Genomic DNA, 18,921 nt, shown 5'->3' with positions numbered 1-18,921 from the left:
TTAAATTTTGTCTATTTTATAAAACGATTGGCAGTTATTCTTCTCATGTCAGAGGCGAATGGTTAATCGTGGCAAAACAGGTGTTTAGTAACCAATAAGAGCCATTTATTCTATGATTTCTATTCACAGTTCTAACATTATAAAACCCGATGACTTTCATATTATGTGAGAGTTATCGGGTTTTATTTATTGAATCAAACAAACTAAATCATCTGTTACGTTCGTGGAACACATTGAATACGACGATAATTAAATTCAAACCAGCAATAATGAATAGACTCGTCATCATGTTTGCTAAGTGTTTCGTCGCAAATAACCCAGTCACGATTGGCATTAAAAAAAATGCCACACTACCAAAGAAAAAATAAAGGCCTGTTAATCGACCGGAAAATTTCGAATTGTGTGCAATTAATTGGCTCAATCCTAATTGTAATGACCCCCCAGCCGCAGAAATACCAAAAATAAAACAACCCAAACTAGCAAGACGCATCTCTTGGCTTGAAACGATCACAGCCAATCCCACTATTGTTCCAATAGCCGTTAGGACAAGTAACCTGGCTTCGCGTATCCACTTTTGATTAGTAATTAAAAATAACAATCCCACACCAACTAACGACCCAATACTATAAAAAGTCATTAGCAAATGTGAATTAACCGTTGTAAAAGACTGCACAACATGAAAGTATCGCGTGACCCACTGCGTAAAATGAAGCATCAACCACATCGAACTAAAACCATAAATTAAGAAAAGTATTTTTGTGATGTCCCACTGCCATTTAACTTTATTTTTAATGACTTTTGACGTTGTCTGATTCTTTAAGGTATAAAATTTTTCAGATTTAATAGACAACATGGTACTCAGATTCACAATCAAAATAGCTGTTGCTAACCAGTATAACCAACCAAACCAAATCTTTTGATTAATGAGTGTCACTAATATGATAGGCAGCAAACCTTCACCCAATGAAATCATAGCTTTTATTAAGACATTACCACTCGATTTACCGTGATTAATCTCTAATAATGTTGGATATGCAACTGCATCTAAGGCTGCATTCGCTAATCCTGCCAAAGTTGTCACAATAACCGCCAAAAAAATAGTATGTGTTAATGGTAATAATGTAAAAAACAAAATATACGTGATCGCTGCGATACTAAGCAGTTTTTTTCGATCTAAATGATCTGATAGTTCTCCTAAGATAGGATAAGCGATGAGTTTTCCAATACCAATTGACGACACAACAGCAGTTGTACTGGCAATAGAACTCTGCCACAATGTACTCAATTGCTGGACAGTCTGTGCTAAGATGATTAACGCAAAACCTTGTACGATATAGCTTAAATAAATAACTAATCGCACTTTAAAATGGTTGACCTGATATTCGGCCGTTGTTCGCTGCTTTATTTCTGTCATTTAAACTTCCTTTATTAACTTCATATACTTAATTTTTATACAAAAAACGATTGTCAAAAAATTATATGTTCAATATGATTTTTTTGACAATCATTAGTAAGATATTCGGTTATTCTCTTTCTTAATGTATCATGTTTCATTGGATCATAGCGATATTGTACATCAGTCCAATGATCAGAACTGTATAACCAGACCGGCTTTTCCAATCTTTCTCGTTTTTCTGTTGCATATCTTGGAAAGACATGGGCGTGAAGAAAATTATCTGTATTCCCTAATATATCATAGTTAATTCTGTCAGCATGACACACGTCCAATATCGCATCACCCAAGATACTCATATCTCGTAAAAACGACTGTCTTTCATCTATATTTAACTCATTTAAAGATGACACATGGCGTTTTGGTAGTAGAACAGAATAACCAGGTAAAAATTGTACATCGCCAAAAACTGCGTAACCGCCCTCTAATTCTGCCATAACCATTGGATTACTACCATTGATAGCCGATCCAATACGATCTTCGAACCATTGTTTCATTAGTTTTCACCAATATTTTCAATGACAATGACGTTTGTTTCACGTGAAACACCATCAAGTCCTACTGAAATTCTGACCACAACTTAACAATGGCTTGCACGCCTTCATCTCCATGTGTTTGACTTAACTTAGCAAAAAGTTGCTCTGCCAACTGTGCGCTGGGCAAATCAAGTTGCATATCAGCTGCTGAATCAAGCGCGATTCTAAGGTCTTTTAACAAATGTTTAACATAAAATCCGGCAGAAAAATCACCTGACATCACACGTGGCATATAATTTGTGACTGACCATGAACCTGCTGCACCACTACGCCACACATTATAAGCATCCGTCATGTTCAACCCAGCTGCTTTTGCGTAAACCATTGATTCTGCCATTGTAATGACTGTCGCGGCAACCCCAATATTATTACTCATTTTCATGTGTTGCCCTTTGCCAGCCGACCCTGCTAACACAATTTGCTGCCCAATGTCTTTGAATATTGGTAAAACTTGATCAAAAGTTGTTGATGATCCACCAACCATGATGGATAAAGTGCCATTTTTAGCACCTGTATCGCCACCAGAAACGGGCGCATCTATCACTTGAACGCCAAGTTCCTCACCCTTTTTAGCCAATTTTTCGGCTAATTTTGGCGTGGACGTTGTCATATCAACTAAAATAGCACCAGTTTTAGCACCAGCAAAAATACCATCTTCTCGCATCCAAACATCTTCAACATCTTTTGGATAACCAACCATCGTAAATGTAATCTCTGAAACTCGCGCAACATTTGCTGGCGTATCAGCCCAAACAGCACCATGAGAAATAACATTAGCGGCCTTGGATTGTGTACGATTATAAACAGTCACTTGATGACCAGCATGTAATAAATTATTGACAATGCCTGTTCCCATGACACCAGTTCCAATAAAACCAATATTCATTTTGTCACCTCAAAATTTCGTTTTCAGTGTGCCCACCATTTGCCATGATTACAGCATCATCTAGCGCTATTTCAACCATATTTTTGATAGCTGTATTCGTATAAAATGCAATATGTGGTGATAAGTAAAAGTTATCTAATTGAATCAGACGCTGAATATTTTCCGGTAATTCCGTAACTGTCTGTTTTTGATCCATAAATTCATTTTCATTTGGCGTCACATCAAATGCAGCACCATAAAGTTGCCCAGATAGCAAAGCTGCTTCCAAAGCAGCCATATCGACAATGCCACCACGGGCCATATTAAGCATAATCGTGCCCGGTTGAACCTTCGCAAAAAAGGCTTGATCTGCCAATCCTTGCGTTTCAGCATTTAACGGCGTATGAAAACTAATCACATTGGCACGTGATAAAGCATCATCCAAAGTTGTATATTCGACGAATGCTTCATTTTGGGCATGATAAACAGGATCCACAGCCAGCACTTTGGCCCCCAACGCATGCAAAATTTGTGCAAATGCTGTTCCAATACGACCAACACCAATCACTGCAACTGTTAATTGATAAATTTCTCTTGCTTGACCACCTGCAGCCCAAGTATAATCCCCCGTTGCCATCGCGCGGTCAAATTTTTTGTTATTACGTAGGATATTAAATAATTGTGTTAGTGTATATTCGGCAATCGCTCGGGGGGAGTATGCAGCGACATTTGACAGACGAATGTGGTTACTAAAAGCAGCTGGTAAATCAAACACGTCATACCCAACTTGGCGTAAGGCTATTTGCTTAATACCATAACTAGCAAGTTTTTGATAGATAGGATCCGGCATATCAGTTGTTTGTTGTGTCGTGACAGCATCAAATTCTTGTGCCCTATCAACATTAGCCACCGATAATGGTTCAAATAACGTCACGACTTCATGTCCTGTCTTAGCAGCCCAGGCATTAACGTATGGTACTTCTTTATCCACACTATTGTACATTAAAATTTTCATCATATGCTCCTTTTATTTATCCTGCCACTAACGTTATCATACACTTTAAATTAAAATCTTGCTTCTCATTATTGTACTTTTCCTAAGAAATATCTCTTCTTGCCACGACGTACCAAAACAAATTTGCCATCATAATGCGCTGATGGCGAAATTTCAGTAGCCACATCTGTTACTTTTTCACCATTAATTGTAATTGCGCCATTATTGACATCTTCACGTGCTTGTCGCTTAGACTGATCCACACCACCATCAACCAAAAAGTCAATAATGTTCTTGCTTTCAGCGGTAATATCAAAACTAGGAACACCACCAAAAGCGTCAGCAATTTGTGCCGCTGACAATGTTGCAACATCCCCACTAAACAGTGCTTTTGATAATTGTTCAGCGTCATCAACAGCTGCTTGACCATGAACAAACTTGGTGACTTCTTGTGCCAAACGACGTTGTGCTTCACGTGCGCCGGGGTTAGTATCAATTGCTTTAGCTAATGCATCAATTTCTTCACTGTTCAAAAATGTAAAATATTTCAAATATTTGACGACATCAGCATCGTTTTGATTTAACCAGAATTGATAGAATGTATAAGGCGATGTCTTTTCAGGATCCAACCAGATTGCGTTTCCTTCGGATTTTCCGAATTTTTTACCTGTTGAATCAGTCATCAGAGGAATGGTCAAACCAAAGGCTTTTGCCGCATTACCTTCAAGTGAGTGAATCAAATCAATACCCGATGTGATATTCCCCCACTGGTCAGAGCCACCAATCTGTAATTTCACATCTTCTCGACGCCACAACTCATGAAAATCAATGCCCTGCAGTACTTGATAAGTGAATTCTGTAAAAGAAATTCCTGTTTCCAATCGTGAAGCCACAACATCTTTTTTTAACATGACATTAATCGAGAATAGCTTACCATAATCACGCAGAAAATCTGTTAGCGTTAGCTTTCCTAGCCAGTCATTATTGTTAACAATGCGTGTATCATTATCACCGAAAAGTTTTGTAACCTGTGCTGTAATACCCTTTTCGTTTTCAACCAGTTGTTCTTGCGTGAGTAGTTGACGTTCTGTTGTTGGTCGCGGATCACCAATCGCACCTGTCGCGCCACCTATGATAATCACTGCCTTACCACCAGCATTTTGAAAGCGCTTCAATACCATAAATGGAATTAGATGACCTAAATGCAATGAATCGGCCGTTGGATCTGTTCCAACATAGGCCCCAATTTTGCCACTTGCCATTGCATCCAGTAAACCCTTTTCATCTGTGATTTGATTTAATGCCCCACGCCACTTAAGATCTTCTATAAAATTCATGTTTTTCTCCTTATTGGTCAATAGATAGCAAAAACCGCCCTATAAATTAATATAGGACGGTTTTAACCGTGGTACCACCTAAATTGTAAGTCATCGGACCTACCACTTAAAATGCCTTATCGCGGCATACGTCATATTTTTTTCGTTGTGTAACTCGAGACAGCGGCGGGTTAGTTTACAGCAACCACTAACTTTCTTTGACACACCCATCTGCCTTTTTAGCAACTCATGATGTTTTCATTATACCAGATAATATCAATTAGAGTTAATTTCTCTAGTTTTTATCAAAATTAACTCTCTCGCAACATCTCAATCTTTCATAGGTGTTAATTCGACATAACTACCACGTTCAACGCCAGAAAAATTAATGCTTAGCAAGCGATGATGTTCAAGTAAGATAATAGCGGTTGAGCGCTTTAACGTTGATGATATCATGCCACCTTGCCCATCCATTGCACAAATTGTTTCACCCTAAGCAACCTAACATCTAATCACAGTAATATCTATCTTAACTTTGGCACACCTCTATATCAATATAACCGCCGTTTCCTAAACTCAAACCAACTAAACACTATATGATCTTAAATCTGATCTTTTAGTTGTTACTCATTTTTGCCTGCTATTAACAGGTTTAACTTGCAAATGTCACTTTTTCTTGTTACCATGGTTTTACGATTAGTGGGAGTAATTCAAACAATATGCTAAATAACAGACAAATTAAAAAAATCGCGTGGTCACGTGTCACAACACACTTTAAGGCAGCATTTTTACTATCATTAGTACCGATGATATTCACTGTATTCGGTGTGATGTCGGATCACAATTCTCGTGATGTCACTTTTTCACAAAATTTGAATCCAACAACACAAAAAGTAACCGATACAGCAAGCAATATGGGGCACCTTTTCCAAGACAATTGGCTTACCATTACAATTGTGAGTCTCATTGTTTTGATTATTGTTATAGTTATTGGCATATTGATGACAGCCATCAGTGATTTCTTTACTGAAAGTTCAGTTAGTGGCTTTATTGATTGGCACGAAACTGATAAAACACCTGAGTCACCAATTAAAGCTGGTTTTAACTTGTTAACTAGTACTGCATTCCAAATTGCTTTTCTACGTGCCGTTTATACCTTATTGTGGACATTACTGTTCATCATACCCGGGATCATCAAGAGTTTTTCATACTCACAGGCTTTGTATTTGTATCGTGATGACCTACGCGCTGGGCGTGATATTCAGTCAACCAAATACTATATCGCGCAATCTCAAAAATTAATGACCGACTATAAAGGCCAATTATTCATGATGTATCTCAGTCTTATCGGCTGGTACTTCTTAGGTTTTTTCACTTTTGGTCTCGCCAATTTATTTACTTTACCTTATACACTGGCTATTCAAGCCGAATTTTACATCGCATTACGTGGTGAACAACCTAGTAAAACAACCGTATTATAAAAACCGAGAATTGTGATGTGAACCCCAATAGTTGGACAACATAGAATTAATTAACTAACAGACTCAGTGGTGAGTTGCCGATATTGAACCGGCGACAGACCATTGAGTTTTTGTTTGATACGGTGATTGTTGTAATAATTGATAAAGTCGTCAACGACCACTTTGAAATCATGAAATGATTCGTACTGTTTATGATGCACGATATTGGCTTTCAAAATATGGAAAAAGCTCTCAATCGGTGCATTGTCGACTGGTGTTGATTTACGGCTCATGCTTTGCGTCATGCCAAAATCCTTCAACGTGTTAATGAACATCGGTGTCTGATAATGGAATCCCTGATCACTATGAATAATAGCTCCACGATGCTTTGACAATGCTTTTAATGGTCGCATGACAAGCGTCATGGTTGGTGTTTTGGCTAAATGATACGACAGGACTTCGCCTGCATATAAATCGACAAACGCCGTCAAATAAGCTTTATTATGATCGTTTAATTGCATTTCAGTGACGTCTGTGACGATCTTTTGGTAAGGTGCGTCAGCTTGAAAGTCGCGTTTAATGACACGTTCGGCAATCCGACCTACTGTGCCGCGATAGGAATTATAGCGGCGTTTACGTGTGTTATACGTTGTGCTGAGGAGTGCGTTTTGACGCATAATGCGGAGCACGCGCTTATGGTTAACCAAATAACCTTGGTCGTGCAACAACGTTGTCACGCGACGATAACCATATTCGTTTTGGAATTGTGGTGACTTAATCTGACGTATTACGTCCGCTATTTTGTTGTCTAATGACGTGTTGGGCGGATGAGCTTCTAAATAATAATACGTACTCCGTTTCAAGCCAATTAGCGCTAATAAATCAGCCAATTTAAAATATTTAGTCCGCCTTAGTGACGTTACTGCCGTTTGTTTTTCTCGGTTCGTTGATCCACTAAGGCTTTTAATTTTTTGTACGCGTTGCCTACCACAGTAACACAGCATTTTCCATGCTTAACTGATAATTCTCTTGCTTCAAGTCAGCGAGTTCTTGTTGTTCTGGTGTGAGTGGATGAATGCGTTTGCGTCCCATAGTTGGTTGTCTGCCTTTCGGTTTAGGTTTTAACCCATTGCCGTGCCTACTTGGTAACCGAAAATGCGATATGATCTCAACCAATTACCAATTGTTGTGCTGGGAAAGACGGCAAAGTGGCGGGCTGCCTCAGAGTGGGAATGAGTTTCAAGGTAGTTCAACACGGTCATTTTAAATTCTGGTGAATAGGATTTGTGGTTTTTAGAGCCGATCGAGTCTGTCACAAGATATTCATCTCGCCATTCGCGTATCGCGTGATCATTATTGATGGCATATTTTTTGACTAATTCAGGCAAACTATTTTGACCAGACAACCATTCCTTAACGACCATTAATTTAAATTCATTTGAATATTTTGACATAGAAAAACCCAATAACTTTCTGAACAGATTTTTATTCTGTCCAAGTTATTGGGTTCACTTCAATTGAAATTCTCGGTTTTTTTGTGTCATACATACTAAAACAACTTGTCAATGACGCAATATCCACATTTGGTCATTATAGCCTTGGACAAATGTTGTTACTTCAGTTAACTTATCATGTAATATAACATTTCCAAATCGTAACAAAGCATTAGGATAATGACGTAGCCTATGATTGATAAAGTCCTGACGAGCTTGTTGACAGCCCAAATCATAATCGTTTGTTTGTTGCTTTATTTGCTCTCCAAAATTGCTATACGCACCAGACTCATACTGCTTTTTAATATACGCATGCAAATTAATCATTGTGTCACCTCGTCTGCTGACAAGCTAGGAACATGCTTTTTATGTTGCACAATAACTACAATCATAAATGGTATCACCATGAGTGAACAACTCAGTAAAAACTTCAAAAATTCGTTACTAAAATTCTGTTTCAAAATAATTTTCTGTACGATGCCAAACAAATAATATCCCGGGAAAAATTTTTGAACAGTCGTGATTGCTACTATAACGTTTCCAGATAACCATGTATCAAGGCGTACCATGAGCATCCCAAATACCATACTCAATGGCATACTGAGCGCATCAAGTGTTCGACTATCCACAAAAATACCTAACAAGAAGCCAATAGTACTCAAGTAAATCCCCATTAAAGAAAACAGTACAAGCATGATAACAATATTTAAATTGAACGCCAACGACTTCATCAATAAACCAGCCACTATAATCACAACACAAATGGCAAAGTTTAAAATAATTTGTACTGCCATTTGATCCATTAACCAACGTCGCATACTGTAGTTTGATGTGTGGGCCTGCAGCTGATAAAATTTTCTAGTGTGACTAATTTTTTTTGAAAAAGTTACCACTGCATTTCCAGCAATGCCAATTGCACATGCAGCACTCACCCAAAAATAGGCGTTTGACATCGTGAAGAATCCCGATGATTTGGCCATGCTAATCATCATACTATATCAAACCAGAGGGAAAATCAGTGTAAACAACAGGAAACGCTTATTACGAGATGTTTCTTTAATATCCAACCAGATAATCATCCTATGCTACCCAACTTCCTGATTACTAATACGATACCACTGCTCAATTGTCTGGTTGTTGGCATGTATTGCTGCAACTGATACATCTTTGTCAATCACACCATTCTTTAACAAAATAACACGCGTAAAATATTTATCGATTTGATTAAAATCATGCGTAATCGTTATCACACTGCCACCAACATGATCTAGATAGTGCCAAAAGAAATCAATTGATTCCAGATCCATCCCCACTGTTGGTTCATCTAAAATTAAAAGTTTTGATGGTTTAAGTAAACTAATTAACAATGCCAATCTTCTTCTCTGACCACCAGATAATTGGCTAATAATAACTTGTGCCTGCTCATTGAGATTAAATTTTTTAATCATTTCAGTCACAAATATTGGTGAATATTGTCTTTGAATTTGAGCTGATAGCATCACGTGTTCTCGCACTTTTAAGGATTCAATCAATACATTCTCTTGTGACATCACACTCAGGTCATCACTTGAATTAAAAAAACGTCTCACTCGTCCACCATCAGGCTTAACCAAACCAACAATTGTGTTAATAATTGTCGTCTTTCCAGACCCATTAGCACCTAACAAAGCAATGCGATCACGACCATACACTGACAAATTAATGTCTTTAAGCACTGTCTTTTTGAATTTCTTACTGATATTCTGTAACCGAATAATCAGTTCTTCATTGCTCTGCTGACCTGATAATAGAAAATTCAAGTCAACTGCTAAAATCTCTGCCAATGAAATCAACTTATCAATATCTGGTTCAGCATCACCATGCTCCCATTTAGACACGGATTGCCGAGACACATATAATTTCTGAGCTAAAGCATCCTGCGACAAACTCATTTTTTGCCGCAGTAAGCATAATTGTGATTTAAAAACATTTTTCATATACTATTTTCTCCTATCATCTTTAGATTGCATCACTTATGAATTTGATTATACATGAAATCGTATTTTTAAAAATCTTATAACTAATATTGCTGTAACCCTTTATTTGCTAAGGTTGCAACTGTTGGTTGCGATGCGTATTTGACAAGAATGATCACGCAATTGGTAAAAATGTATAGCAATCGGTTGACACATTGAACATAAAATCTTATAATATTTTATGTAAGCGTTTACATAAAACTAAATAAAGAAAGGTTTCATTATGAATTCTACTAAAAGCAGACTGCGTTCTTTCAAAAACGCATCTTATCTTCAAAGTTCTACAAGTATGTTACTGTTTTTTGCCTCTTGGGGCATTTGGTGGAGTTTTTATCAACTCTGGTTAACATCCCCAACAAGCAACGGCGGTTTAGGCTTATCTGGCGCACAAGTGGGTACAATTTTTTCAGCTAATTCTTTATTCAGTTTGATACTTATGTTTGTATACGGTGCAATTCAAGATAGGCTGTTTATAAAAAGATACTTACTAATCTTTAATGCTATCATCTCAACTCTAATCGGTCCTTTTTTCATCTGGGTATACGCACCACTTTTAACCAACCACTTTGTGATTGGCATGTGGGTTGGCGCTATTGTCTTATCTACAGGATTCTTGTCAGCAGTTGGTATTTTAGAAGCTGTTACAGAAAGATTCAGCCGTGTTTTTTCTTTTGAATATGGCCAAGCACGTGCATGGGGATCTTTTGGATATGCAATTGTTGCTTTACTAGCAGGGCTTCTATTTGTCATTAACCCCCAATTGAACTTTTGGTTCGGATCTATTTTTGGCATTCTTTTGCTTGCCAACCTTATCTTTTGGGTGCCTAAAGAAGAACGTGATGCTAAACAAGCCATCTCAGACTTAGCACGCGAAGATTCAATTCCAAAATTGTCAGATATGTTACATTTACTCAAGTTACCAGAACTATGGCAAGTTATCATCTTTATTATCTTCAGTTGGACTTTTTATACGATATTTGATTCGCAAATGTTCCCTGATTTCTATACAAAGTTATTCTCAAGCCCAGCTCTGGGTCAACATGCGTATGGCACCCTTAACAGCATACAAGTATTTTTTGAAGCAATTATGCTAGGTGTCGTTCCAATTATAATGAGAAAAATTGGTGTCAAACGTACATTGATGATTGGCGTAGTTATTATGTTTATGCGTATCGGTCTCTGTGGTTTTAATACGAATCCCTACACTGTTTCTGCTATTAAAATGTTGCATTCATTAGAGGTGCCAATGTTTACGTTATCAATTTTCCGCTATTTCACACTACACTTTAACACAAAATTATCTGCCTCATTATATATGATTGGGTTTCAAATTGCTGCTCAGATAGGTCAAGTTATTTTATCCACACCATTAGGAATACTACGAGATCATGTTGGTTATCAAAACACATTTCATGTGATTTCAGTCATGGTTTTATTAGCTGGTATTTATGCTTTCTTCGTTCTTAAAAAAGATTCTCAAGATGTTAATGGTACGCCATTAGCCAAAATATAATCATAGTCAAAACCAATATTAATTTTCATACAAAGGAGTCAACAAAAATGACAAAACAACTAACCGAAGAAAACTTCATTCCTATAACTAATACACGTTACAGGCCAAATTATCATGTTGCTCCAACAAATGGCTGGATGAACGACCCCAATGGCTTCGTGTATTTTCAGGGCTATTATCATATTTTTTATCAACACTATCCTTATGCTGCACAATGGGGACCAATGCATTGGGGTCATAAGCGTAGCCGCGATTTAATACACTGGGAAGGTTTACCAATCGCGCTCACGCCCGGCGATTCTGAAGATACTGGTGGTGTTTTTTCTGGTAGTGCCATCGTTAAGGACGGCCGTCTATGGCTTGTTTATACAGGTCATCACTACTATGGCGATAATGATCCAGAACACTTCTGGCAAAATCAAAACCTAGCTTACAGTGATGATGGTATTCACTTTACTAAATATGCGAATAATCCTATTATTTCACAGGCTCCAGACGACAGTTCACATCATTTTCGAGATCCAAAAATATGGGAGCATAATGGTTTCTATTACATTATATTAGGTAATCAGTCAAACAATGGCTTGGGACGCGCTATTTTGTACCAATCAGCAGATCTTTTTGAATGGCAGTATTTAGGTGTTTTAGATCAATCACAGTCTATCGCAGCTGAGGGAGATATGTGGGAATGTCCTGACTTTTTCACATTGAATGGCAAAGAAATTCTCCTAATGTCACCTATGAATATTCAACCACAAGCATATCAATTTAAAAATTTATACCAAACTGGTTATTTCATTGGTCAGTTTGACTATACGACGCAAAAATTTGAGCGAAATCACTTTCAAGAACTAGATCACGGACATGACTTTTATGCCTCACAAACATTGCTTTCACCTGACGGACGACGCATTGTTATTGGTTGGGCCGACATGTGGGAAAGCAAGTTTAATGAAAAATCTGATGGTTGGACAGGCTTATTAACATTGCCAAGACAATTAATTTTAAATGATGACCATCTTACCATGCAACCTGTCGCGGAAACGAGTAGCTTAAGACAGGAGATACTATGTCAAGGTCCCTTATCACCCACAACAATGTTGTCTCAGCATAACAGTGCTATTGAAATTAAAGCAACCTTAGCTACCAGCAATGTCTCCCTATATGTAAAAGATGTCTTAAATAATGACATTATCTCGCTTTATTTTGACAAAGATACACATACTTTTGTCCTTAACCACATAGATCACCCAAATGATCCAAGATACGCCTTTGTAAATGAACTAGATCAACTAGATTTTAATATATTTGTGGATCATAGTGTAATCGAAATATTTGTTCAACAAGGTGAAGCAGTATTTACAGAAAGATTTTACATCGCCGGAACGCCTGCCATATCGTTGGTCTCGGATGCTAATAGTACCATATCAGGTCAATTCACAACATATCGCCTTGATAGTCAGACGATTTAATATTTTAATCCACACTTTTTGTAGTATACTTTAATTGAAATGACATGCTTATCAATATGTTGATAAGCATTTTTTTAATTAATTATAAATGGAATGTAAAATAATGAGCTATAAACTTGAAGATGTCGCAAAATTAGCGGGTGTATCAAAAACAACTGTATCACGCGTTCTAAATAATCGTGGCTATTTAAGCCAAAAAACAATTGATAATGTATATCAGGCAATGTCCCAATTAAATTATCAACCAAACGCTGCCGCCCAACAGTTACAAAAGAAAAAAACACATATTATCGGATTACTTTTCCCTGCAATTGCGCATCCTTTTTTTGGTGAGCTCGTGGAATTATTGGAAAAAAAGTTATATCTCAAAGGATATACAGTAATTGTGGGCGATTCAATGTATGATGAAAAAAAAGAAGAGCACTATCTCAGACAGTTGCTCTCTCATCAAGTTGATGGTTTGATCGTGGGAACACACAATTTTAATATACAAACCTATAATAAATATAGCGGGTTACCCATCGTTTCAGTTGAACGTATTCTAAACGATGAAATTCCGACTATTTCCGTAGATAACTATCATGGTGGTGTTTTAGCCACACAATATTTAATTGATCAAGGTGCTAAACACATAGTCCATACCAGTGGTCACACTTACCCAAATATGCCTAGTAGTCTTAGACATCAAGGTTATATCGATACAATAAAAAAACATCATTTTACACCGCATCATTGGGAAGTAGAATTTGAACTATCCCATGGCGAAAAAGACATTATCTTTTCTAGATTATTAGACGAACATCCCAATGTCGATGGTATATTTGCTGGTAATGACGTTGAAGCTGCACAAATTTTATCCTTAATTCAACGAAAGTATGCAAACGCCAATAATCAGCCATTGGTGATTGGATTTGATGGCACAAATTTAATACGCACTGTTTTACCAAACATGCCAACAATCGTTCAACCTATAAATGATTTAGCAGATACTGCCGTGACTGTTTTAGAAAACCGTATGATGAATGTACCAACACAATCTACTTATATGCTAGATGTGACTCTTTATGAAGGGATTAACCAAAGCTAACTAGGTTAAGCGATATTGATAGGCTGCAATAAACATCCTTTTTACCTAAACTTCGGCGAGGCTGTGTCATGTTTAGTCGTTGGCTTCGTGACGTCAACTAGCATGGTGTTTGGGTTGCGGTACATTTTAAGTATAGCTTGCCCAACGGATAAATTATGATAATCAGCTATGTTTTTTAAGCTGACAATCTGTTGTAACTCATCGGGATGATTTAATTGATGAATCAATACACTACCAAATTGACCGCTTAACTGTGCAGGTATATCTAAAGGTGATTGTGTTGAAACCACAGAATAAATACCATACTTACGTCCCTCACGCAGTATTTTAAACAAACCAGTATCATTAAGTTGTTGCTCGTTTTCTGGCATATAGCGATGTGCTTCATCAAGAAAAATTGTGATTGGAAAACGAATCGTGCTAGCCATTCTGATGGCCAGTAGCTTTTTGAGTAGGAGTGATAATACTAATCGGCTAACATCACTACCTGTTTTCAACTGACTAACATCAATGACAAGTGTGCGTTGCTGGCTTCGGCGTTCAGAAAATAACTTTAAAATGTAAAATATATCTGTCTGTGTCACCCGAGGTACAGTATGATTGTGGTGCATATTAAACACACGATTTAAAGTGGGCTGTCTCACACGAGATTGCCCACTTAATAGATCCCCCCATTGTGATCTTACCGCTTCATGATCAATTTCTTGGCCTAATAAATCATAATTTGCCCTTGAATCACCAAATGGTACAGCAAACTCTTGAATAACTTGTGTCATCAACAATGTCGCATCATAATCACGTCCAAAAACTGATAATTTTTGTTGCTCCTGATCAAATGTCGTCAATTTTTTATTGATTTTGATATAGGTACCATTATTTTTGATGACATTGTTCTGTATCTTAAGTGATTCAATTGCCATAGCTAATTTTGGGACTAAATTAGCATTTTTGATGCCTAATATGTTTCCAACATCCTTAGCTTCTAATTCTGCAAAATCTAAATTAGCATCTTCTCCCAAAGTATAGGTAATAGCATGTGGTATTTGACTATATTCACCTGTTGCATCAAAAATAATACTCGTTTGCTGCGATTGCTGTAACGATTCAACCAAAGATAATAATGATGTTGATTTACCATTTCCTGTCGCCCCAACAATCATTAAATGATGAGATAATAACTCATTAGGATCAAGGGATAGTGGTTTATTCGTCCCACTTTTTTTCACAAAGTTGTTTAAAGCAATATGATTTATCACAACGTTCACCTCTTGCTAGTTTATTTATTATACCTGCCTCGATCGTACATCTTGATATGATACCTCATATACTCATATTGTCACGACGGTCATAGTCCAAGTATAAGCGTGATAGCTCTGTTAAAAAAGGTCCCATATTTTTAGAAAGCGGTTGATTGGATGATAAGAAAGATAATTCGTGCTTTAAATCAATAGCAATCATTTCCTCATCTAACCCGCCACGTAATGCCTTATTAGCTATACCTAAAATTTCCTTTTCCATTTCGCTAAGTGTATTATCTGTTACTAATACAGACATATTGTCCCATAATTGTTGTTTCTGACTATTCATAATTCTCCTCTTACTTGATTGATATACGCCACATTACAAACCAAAAAAGAATCGGCTTGGTATATTGATGTCAGGATTTTCAAGTTGACGCCAGAGTAGCAAGCCATTTTCTGATAAAGTTTGCTTGATCAATAATCCTCTCAAATCGCGTACAACTTCTTTCTGAACTTTATTTGTATTAACATTTTTCTTAATACTATTGCATGCGTGATCAACTATTTGTTGTTCATTAATTTCGCCATCTTTAAATGCCATTAACACAGCTAATAACTGTTCTTTTTCCATAATTTCCCCCTTACTTAATATCTAGCGCAATAAAAAACCTATACCTCACACCTCAGACGCTACCAACCGCCGTCATCAGATTTTAAGTATAGGCAACCCCTAGAGAGCTTTGTTTCATTTTCTGCAGCCCCTAACACACATTATAGCAAAAGCAAATAACCAAATTTACACAAGTTTCTTTGATTTTTCGGCCAATATATATTATTGACTTTTTTCATAAATCTGTTAGGGGTAATTTGATATTTTCTACCTGTATCGTTTCAATACCCATATCTTAATTGATTGAGTTGAGATAATTTTTTCATCGTTTGTTGCGCGTTTTCTGGTAACACGATATGATTTTTTATCATAACATTTGAGACATCAAGATTCATTCGGCTAAATATCAAGGGTATAGATCCTGATTCGGTTTTAATTTCATTAAAATACACAGCTAGAACGTGTTTTAAATCATCATATGCCGTGCCCGTGCCGTCTAGTTCCTTGAGTAGCTGTATTATAAGTTCTAACGCAACTTTCCCTCGTTCTTGCCCGCCAGCATACCATTTTATCTGTGCCATAATGACTGCCCCCCTATTTAGTAGTATGTAATTGATTGAAATTCAAATGGATTTCAATCAGTTTGTTCTTATCGGAGAGAACGTATTCTTCTAACAAATTTTTGTATTGCTAACGTATTTCCTTTTCATGAGTACGATGCTAACAGCAATTGAAAAAATAACTACCTTATCAAAATCAACAATCAAATAGTCATGCGATATAATATTCATTAATACCTGAATCGCACCAATTATACTAAAGACCTGTACAAATTTTTTTACAAAGAATGCCTGTCTACTAGTCATTCTTTCCCCAACTTTTTCACATAAGTTATACATACTTTTATCCCCTCATATTTAATATTACTATATGTATAAAGTATATCATTTTTAATCTTCTATTAATAATCACATTTCATTAATATTTTTTGATAACCAATTATTTTGATCTAAACTATTTGGTAACAAATTGTTCAGACACGTATTCTGCATATAATTTATGATTATCTAACAGCTCCTGGTGAGTACCAGATCCTGTCACTTCGCCATGCTCAATAAAGTAAATTTTATCCGCATCAACAATTGTTGACAAACGATGTGCGATAACTAGTGTTGTTCGGCCTTGCATTAATTGCTCAAGTGCACGTTGTACCATTGCTTCAGATTCCGAATCCAAGCTCGCTGTTGCTTCGTCTAACATCAAAATCTTTGGATCTCGCAAGAAAGCACGTGCAATAGCCAAACGTTGACGTTGACCTCCAGAAACTTTTACCCCACGCTCACCAACTTGCGTATTTAATTTTTCCGGTAGTTGATCCACAAAATTATCCGCATAAGCTAATCGTAAAACTTCCCACAAACGTTCGTCTGAAAACTGTTGTGGCAATCCATAGGTCAAATTATCACGAATTGTACCAGCCATAATTGAAGAATCTTGTGATACAAAACCAATTTGTGAACGCCAAGAATTCAATGAAATATCTTCAATGTTATAACTACCAATACTCATATTTCCTCCAGTCGGTTCGTAAAAACGCTCAAGGAGCTGAAAAATTGTTGATTTGCCCCCACCGGAAGGCCCAGCGAACGCTACTATCGTATTAGGCTTAGTTTCAAACGAAACATCATGCAAAATTGATTTCCCTATTTCATACTCAAAATCAATATGCTTAACTTTTAAAGTCAAACCTTCAATGTCAACTGTCTCACCTTTATCGAGTTCTTCAATTGGTTCATCAAGTAATGTCATCAAGCGATACGTTGCTCCTTGTGTCTTGGCAAATGTCGAACCAAATGTACCAATATTAGCCAAAGCTGGCATAATTTGGAACAAATACATAATGAAACTAAACAGCGTACCCATTGTTGATTCACCTTTAGCAACACGCAAAGAGCCAACAACTAAAATCAAGGCAAATAAGCCCATCATCACCATGGTCATGATGGGTCCCATCACACCATCAACAATCGCTTCTCGACGACCAAATTTAAATAATTTTTCAATTTGCGCAATTCCGTTTTTCAAAACATACTGTTCAGCACCTGAAGACTTTACTAAACGCATTTCGGCAAGCGTTTCTTGTGATCCCCCACTAAAATCAGCCATTGCATCTTGCGTTCCTCGACCTACTTTTGATCCTAAAATCATCACTGGCGTGATTAACAGCGCTGTAATTGGTACAGCAATAAATATCCAAATTGCCATATGCCAATCCGTTGTAAACATTAAGATGACTGCCCCAACCATTGAAATCATGCTTGTTAAAAAGTTAGGTAGTGTGTTTGCAACTAGTGTTTTCACTTGTGATGTATCATTTGTTAAACGAGAAGTTGTTTCACCAGATTTTACGTTATCAAAATATGGTGTTTTAAAAACAACCAATTTTTGCCAAATAATTTCACGCAGATTGCGCACCAATTGCTCTCCAGCGACACCTGTCAAAAAATTCCCGATAGCAGATACAATCGCACCGCCAATAAACAGTGCCAAAACAATTACCACAATTGTTTGGTCAATATGCACATTTTGTAAATCTTTACCACTGAATGTATTAATTAGTTGTCCAGAATATTTTGGTGTCATTAAATTGGCTGCTACACCAATGACTGAAAGTAAAAGTCCTGGTATCATGAGTTTAAATTGTGGATGTGCTATTTTAATAATTTTCCAAAGACCAGAAATCTTTGCTTTAGGCTTCTGTTTCTCCTTGGCCGTACTAAATGTCCGTTTCGCCATTATCTTCTCTCCTTCAATCTCATCCAAATCGATTCACCCACGACATACTGATCGTAAAGTAAATTCAATT

Annotated in this window: 20 protein-coding genes; 4 read left to right on the top strand and 16 right to left on the bottom strand. The window is 36.9% G+C overall.

The annotated features are described in order from the left end of the window. Nucleotides 1–208 precede the first annotated feature (208 nt). From LEGAS_RS00550 to LEGAS_RS09990, 6 genes are all read right to left on the bottom strand, one after another. The gene (locus tag LEGAS_RS00550; RefSeq protein WP_013231113.1) at nucleotides 209–1,414 is read right to left on the bottom strand and encodes an MFS transporter; all 1,206 of its coding nucleotides are present in this window, start codon (nucleotides 1,412–1,414) and stop codon (nucleotides 209–211) included. A 53-nt stretch (nucleotides 1,415–1,467) separates the two neighbouring features. Further along, on the bottom strand, nucleotides 1,468–1,950 hold the full coding sequence (locus LEGAS_RS00545) for an HIT family protein (RefSeq protein ID WP_010381653.1): 483 nt from the start codon (nucleotides 1,948–1,950) through the stop codon (nucleotides 1,468–1,470). A 61-nt stretch (nucleotides 1,951–2,011) separates the two neighbouring features. After that, nucleotides 2,012–2,875: an NAD(P)-dependent oxidoreductase gene (locus tag LEGAS_RS00540; protein WP_010381654.1), complete on the bottom strand. Its 864-nt coding sequence runs from the start codon at nucleotides 2,873–2,875 to the stop codon at nucleotides 2,012–2,014. A gap of 4 nt (nucleotides 2,876–2,879) precedes the next feature. Then, complete coding sequence (locus LEGAS_RS00535; protein WP_010381657.1) at nucleotides 2,880–3,869, bottom strand: D-2-hydroxyacid dehydrogenase; 990 nt, start codon at nucleotides 3,867–3,869, stop codon at nucleotides 2,880–2,882. A gap of 68 nt (nucleotides 3,870–3,937) precedes the next feature. After that, nucleotides 3,938–5,185 (bottom strand): tyrosine--tRNA ligase, encoded by a 1,248-nt coding sequence (tyrS, locus tag LEGAS_RS00530; protein WP_013231112.1) that lies wholly within the window; start codon nucleotides 5,183–5,185, stop codon nucleotides 3,938–3,940. Nucleotides 5,186–5,494: 309 nt separating this feature from the next. Further along, entirely contained in the window at nucleotides 5,495–5,638 is a 144-nt protein-coding gene (locus LEGAS_RS09990) for a hypothetical protein (RefSeq protein ID WP_010381660.1), read from the bottom strand. A gap of 245 nt (nucleotides 5,639–5,883) precedes the next feature. On the opposite strand from LEGAS_RS09990, the gene LEGAS_RS00525 reads away from it, so the two are divergent. Further along, nucleotides 5,884–6,645, top strand: coding sequence for a DUF975 family protein (locus tag LEGAS_RS00525; RefSeq protein ID WP_010381664.1), 762 nt, complete (start codon nucleotides 5,884–5,886; stop codon nucleotides 6,643–6,645). A gap of 50 nt (nucleotides 6,646–6,695) precedes the next feature. On the opposite strand, the gene LEGAS_RS00520 is transcribed toward LEGAS_RS00525, so the two are convergent. From LEGAS_RS00520 to LEGAS_RS00495, 5 genes are all read right to left on the bottom strand, one after another. Continuing rightward, nucleotides 6,696–7,628, bottom strand: coding sequence for an IS3 family transposase (locus LEGAS_RS00520; protein WP_013231111.1), 933 nt, complete (start codon nucleotides 7,626–7,628; stop codon nucleotides 6,696–6,698). Between the two features lie 117 nt (nucleotides 7,629–7,745). Then, nucleotides 7,746–8,078 (bottom strand): transposase, encoded by a 333-nt coding sequence (locus LEGAS_RS00510; protein ID WP_010383328.1) that lies wholly within the window; start codon nucleotides 8,076–8,078, stop codon nucleotides 7,746–7,748. Between the two features lie 108 nt (nucleotides 8,079–8,186). Further along, nucleotides 8,187–8,444, bottom strand: a complete 258-nt coding sequence (locus LEGAS_RS00505; protein WP_010383329.1) for a hypothetical protein — start codon at nucleotides 8,442–8,444, stop codon at nucleotides 8,187–8,189. After that, complete coding sequence (locus LEGAS_RS00500; RefSeq protein WP_224127310.1) at nucleotides 8,441–9,097, bottom strand: multidrug ABC transporter permease; 657 nt, start codon at nucleotides 9,095–9,097, stop codon at nucleotides 8,441–8,443. The genes LEGAS_RS00505 and LEGAS_RS00500 overlap by 4 nt, the downstream gene beginning before the upstream one ends. 105 nt (nucleotides 9,098–9,202) lie before the next feature. After that, nucleotides 9,203–10,093 carry an XRE family transcriptional regulator gene (locus LEGAS_RS00495; protein WP_013231109.1) on the bottom strand — a complete coding sequence of 297 codons (891 nt, stop codon included), beginning with the start codon at nucleotides 10,091–10,093 and terminating at the stop codon, nucleotides 9,203–9,205. 262 nt (nucleotides 10,094–10,355) lie between these two features. On the opposite strand from LEGAS_RS00495, the gene LEGAS_RS00490 reads away from it, so the two are divergent. The 3 genes from LEGAS_RS00490 to LEGAS_RS00480 all read left to right on the top strand — a co-directional run bounded on the left by LEGAS_RS00490 (nucleotide 10,356) and on the right by LEGAS_RS00480 (nucleotide 14,204). After that, the gene (locus tag LEGAS_RS00490) at nucleotides 10,356–11,645 is read left to right on the top strand and encodes an MFS transporter (RefSeq protein ID WP_010015582.1); all 1,290 of its coding nucleotides are present in this window, start codon (nucleotides 10,356–10,358) and stop codon (nucleotides 11,643–11,645) included. A 47-nt stretch (nucleotides 11,646–11,692) separates the two neighbouring features. Beyond that, a complete protein-coding gene (locus LEGAS_RS00485; RefSeq protein ID WP_013231108.1) occupies nucleotides 11,693–13,117 on the top strand; it encodes a glycoside hydrolase family 32 protein in 1,425 nt (474 codons plus the stop codon). 103 nt (nucleotides 13,118–13,220) lie between these two features. Further along, nucleotides 13,221–14,204 (top strand): LacI family DNA-binding transcriptional regulator, encoded by a 984-nt coding sequence (locus LEGAS_RS00480; RefSeq protein WP_013231107.1) that lies wholly within the window; start codon nucleotides 13,221–13,223, stop codon nucleotides 14,202–14,204. A gap of 41 nt (nucleotides 14,205–14,245) precedes the next feature. On the opposite strand, the gene LEGAS_RS00475 is transcribed toward LEGAS_RS00480, so the two are convergent. From LEGAS_RS00475 to LEGAS_RS00450, 5 genes are all read right to left on the bottom strand, one after another. After that, nucleotides 14,246–15,460: an ATP-binding protein gene (locus tag LEGAS_RS00475; protein ID WP_010388220.1), complete on the bottom strand. Its 1,215-nt coding sequence runs from the start codon at nucleotides 15,458–15,460 to the stop codon at nucleotides 14,246–14,248. A gap of 64 nt (nucleotides 15,461–15,524) precedes the next feature. After that, a complete protein-coding gene (locus tag LEGAS_RS00470) occupies nucleotides 15,525–15,791 on the bottom strand; it encodes a hypothetical protein (RefSeq protein ID WP_010388218.1) in 267 nt (88 codons plus the stop codon). Between the two features lie 33 nt (nucleotides 15,792–15,824). After that, the gene (locus LEGAS_RS00465; protein ID WP_010388215.1) at nucleotides 15,825–16,076 is read right to left on the bottom strand and encodes a hypothetical protein; all 252 of its coding nucleotides are present in this window, start codon (nucleotides 16,074–16,076) and stop codon (nucleotides 15,825–15,827) included. Between the two features lie 260 nt (nucleotides 16,077–16,336). Continuing rightward, a complete protein-coding gene (locus tag LEGAS_RS00460) occupies nucleotides 16,337–16,636 on the bottom strand; it encodes a bacteriocin immunity family protein (protein WP_010388212.1) in 300 nt (99 codons plus the stop codon). Nucleotides 16,637–17,069: 433 nt separating this feature from the next. Beyond that, complete coding sequence (locus tag LEGAS_RS00450; RefSeq protein WP_010388206.1) at nucleotides 17,070–18,851, bottom strand: ABC transporter ATP-binding protein; 1,782 nt, start codon at nucleotides 18,849–18,851, stop codon at nucleotides 17,070–17,072. Nucleotides 18,852–18,921 lie beyond the last annotated feature (70 nt).

The organism is Leuconostoc gasicomitatum LMG 18811 (assembly GCF_000196855.1).
Taxonomy (GTDB): domain Bacteria; phylum Bacillota; class Bacilli; order Lactobacillales; family Lactobacillaceae; genus Leuconostoc; species Leuconostoc gasicomitatum.
The sequence above is the reverse complement of the archived record's forward strand: the minus strand, read 5'-3'. Positions and strand labels throughout refer to the sequence as shown.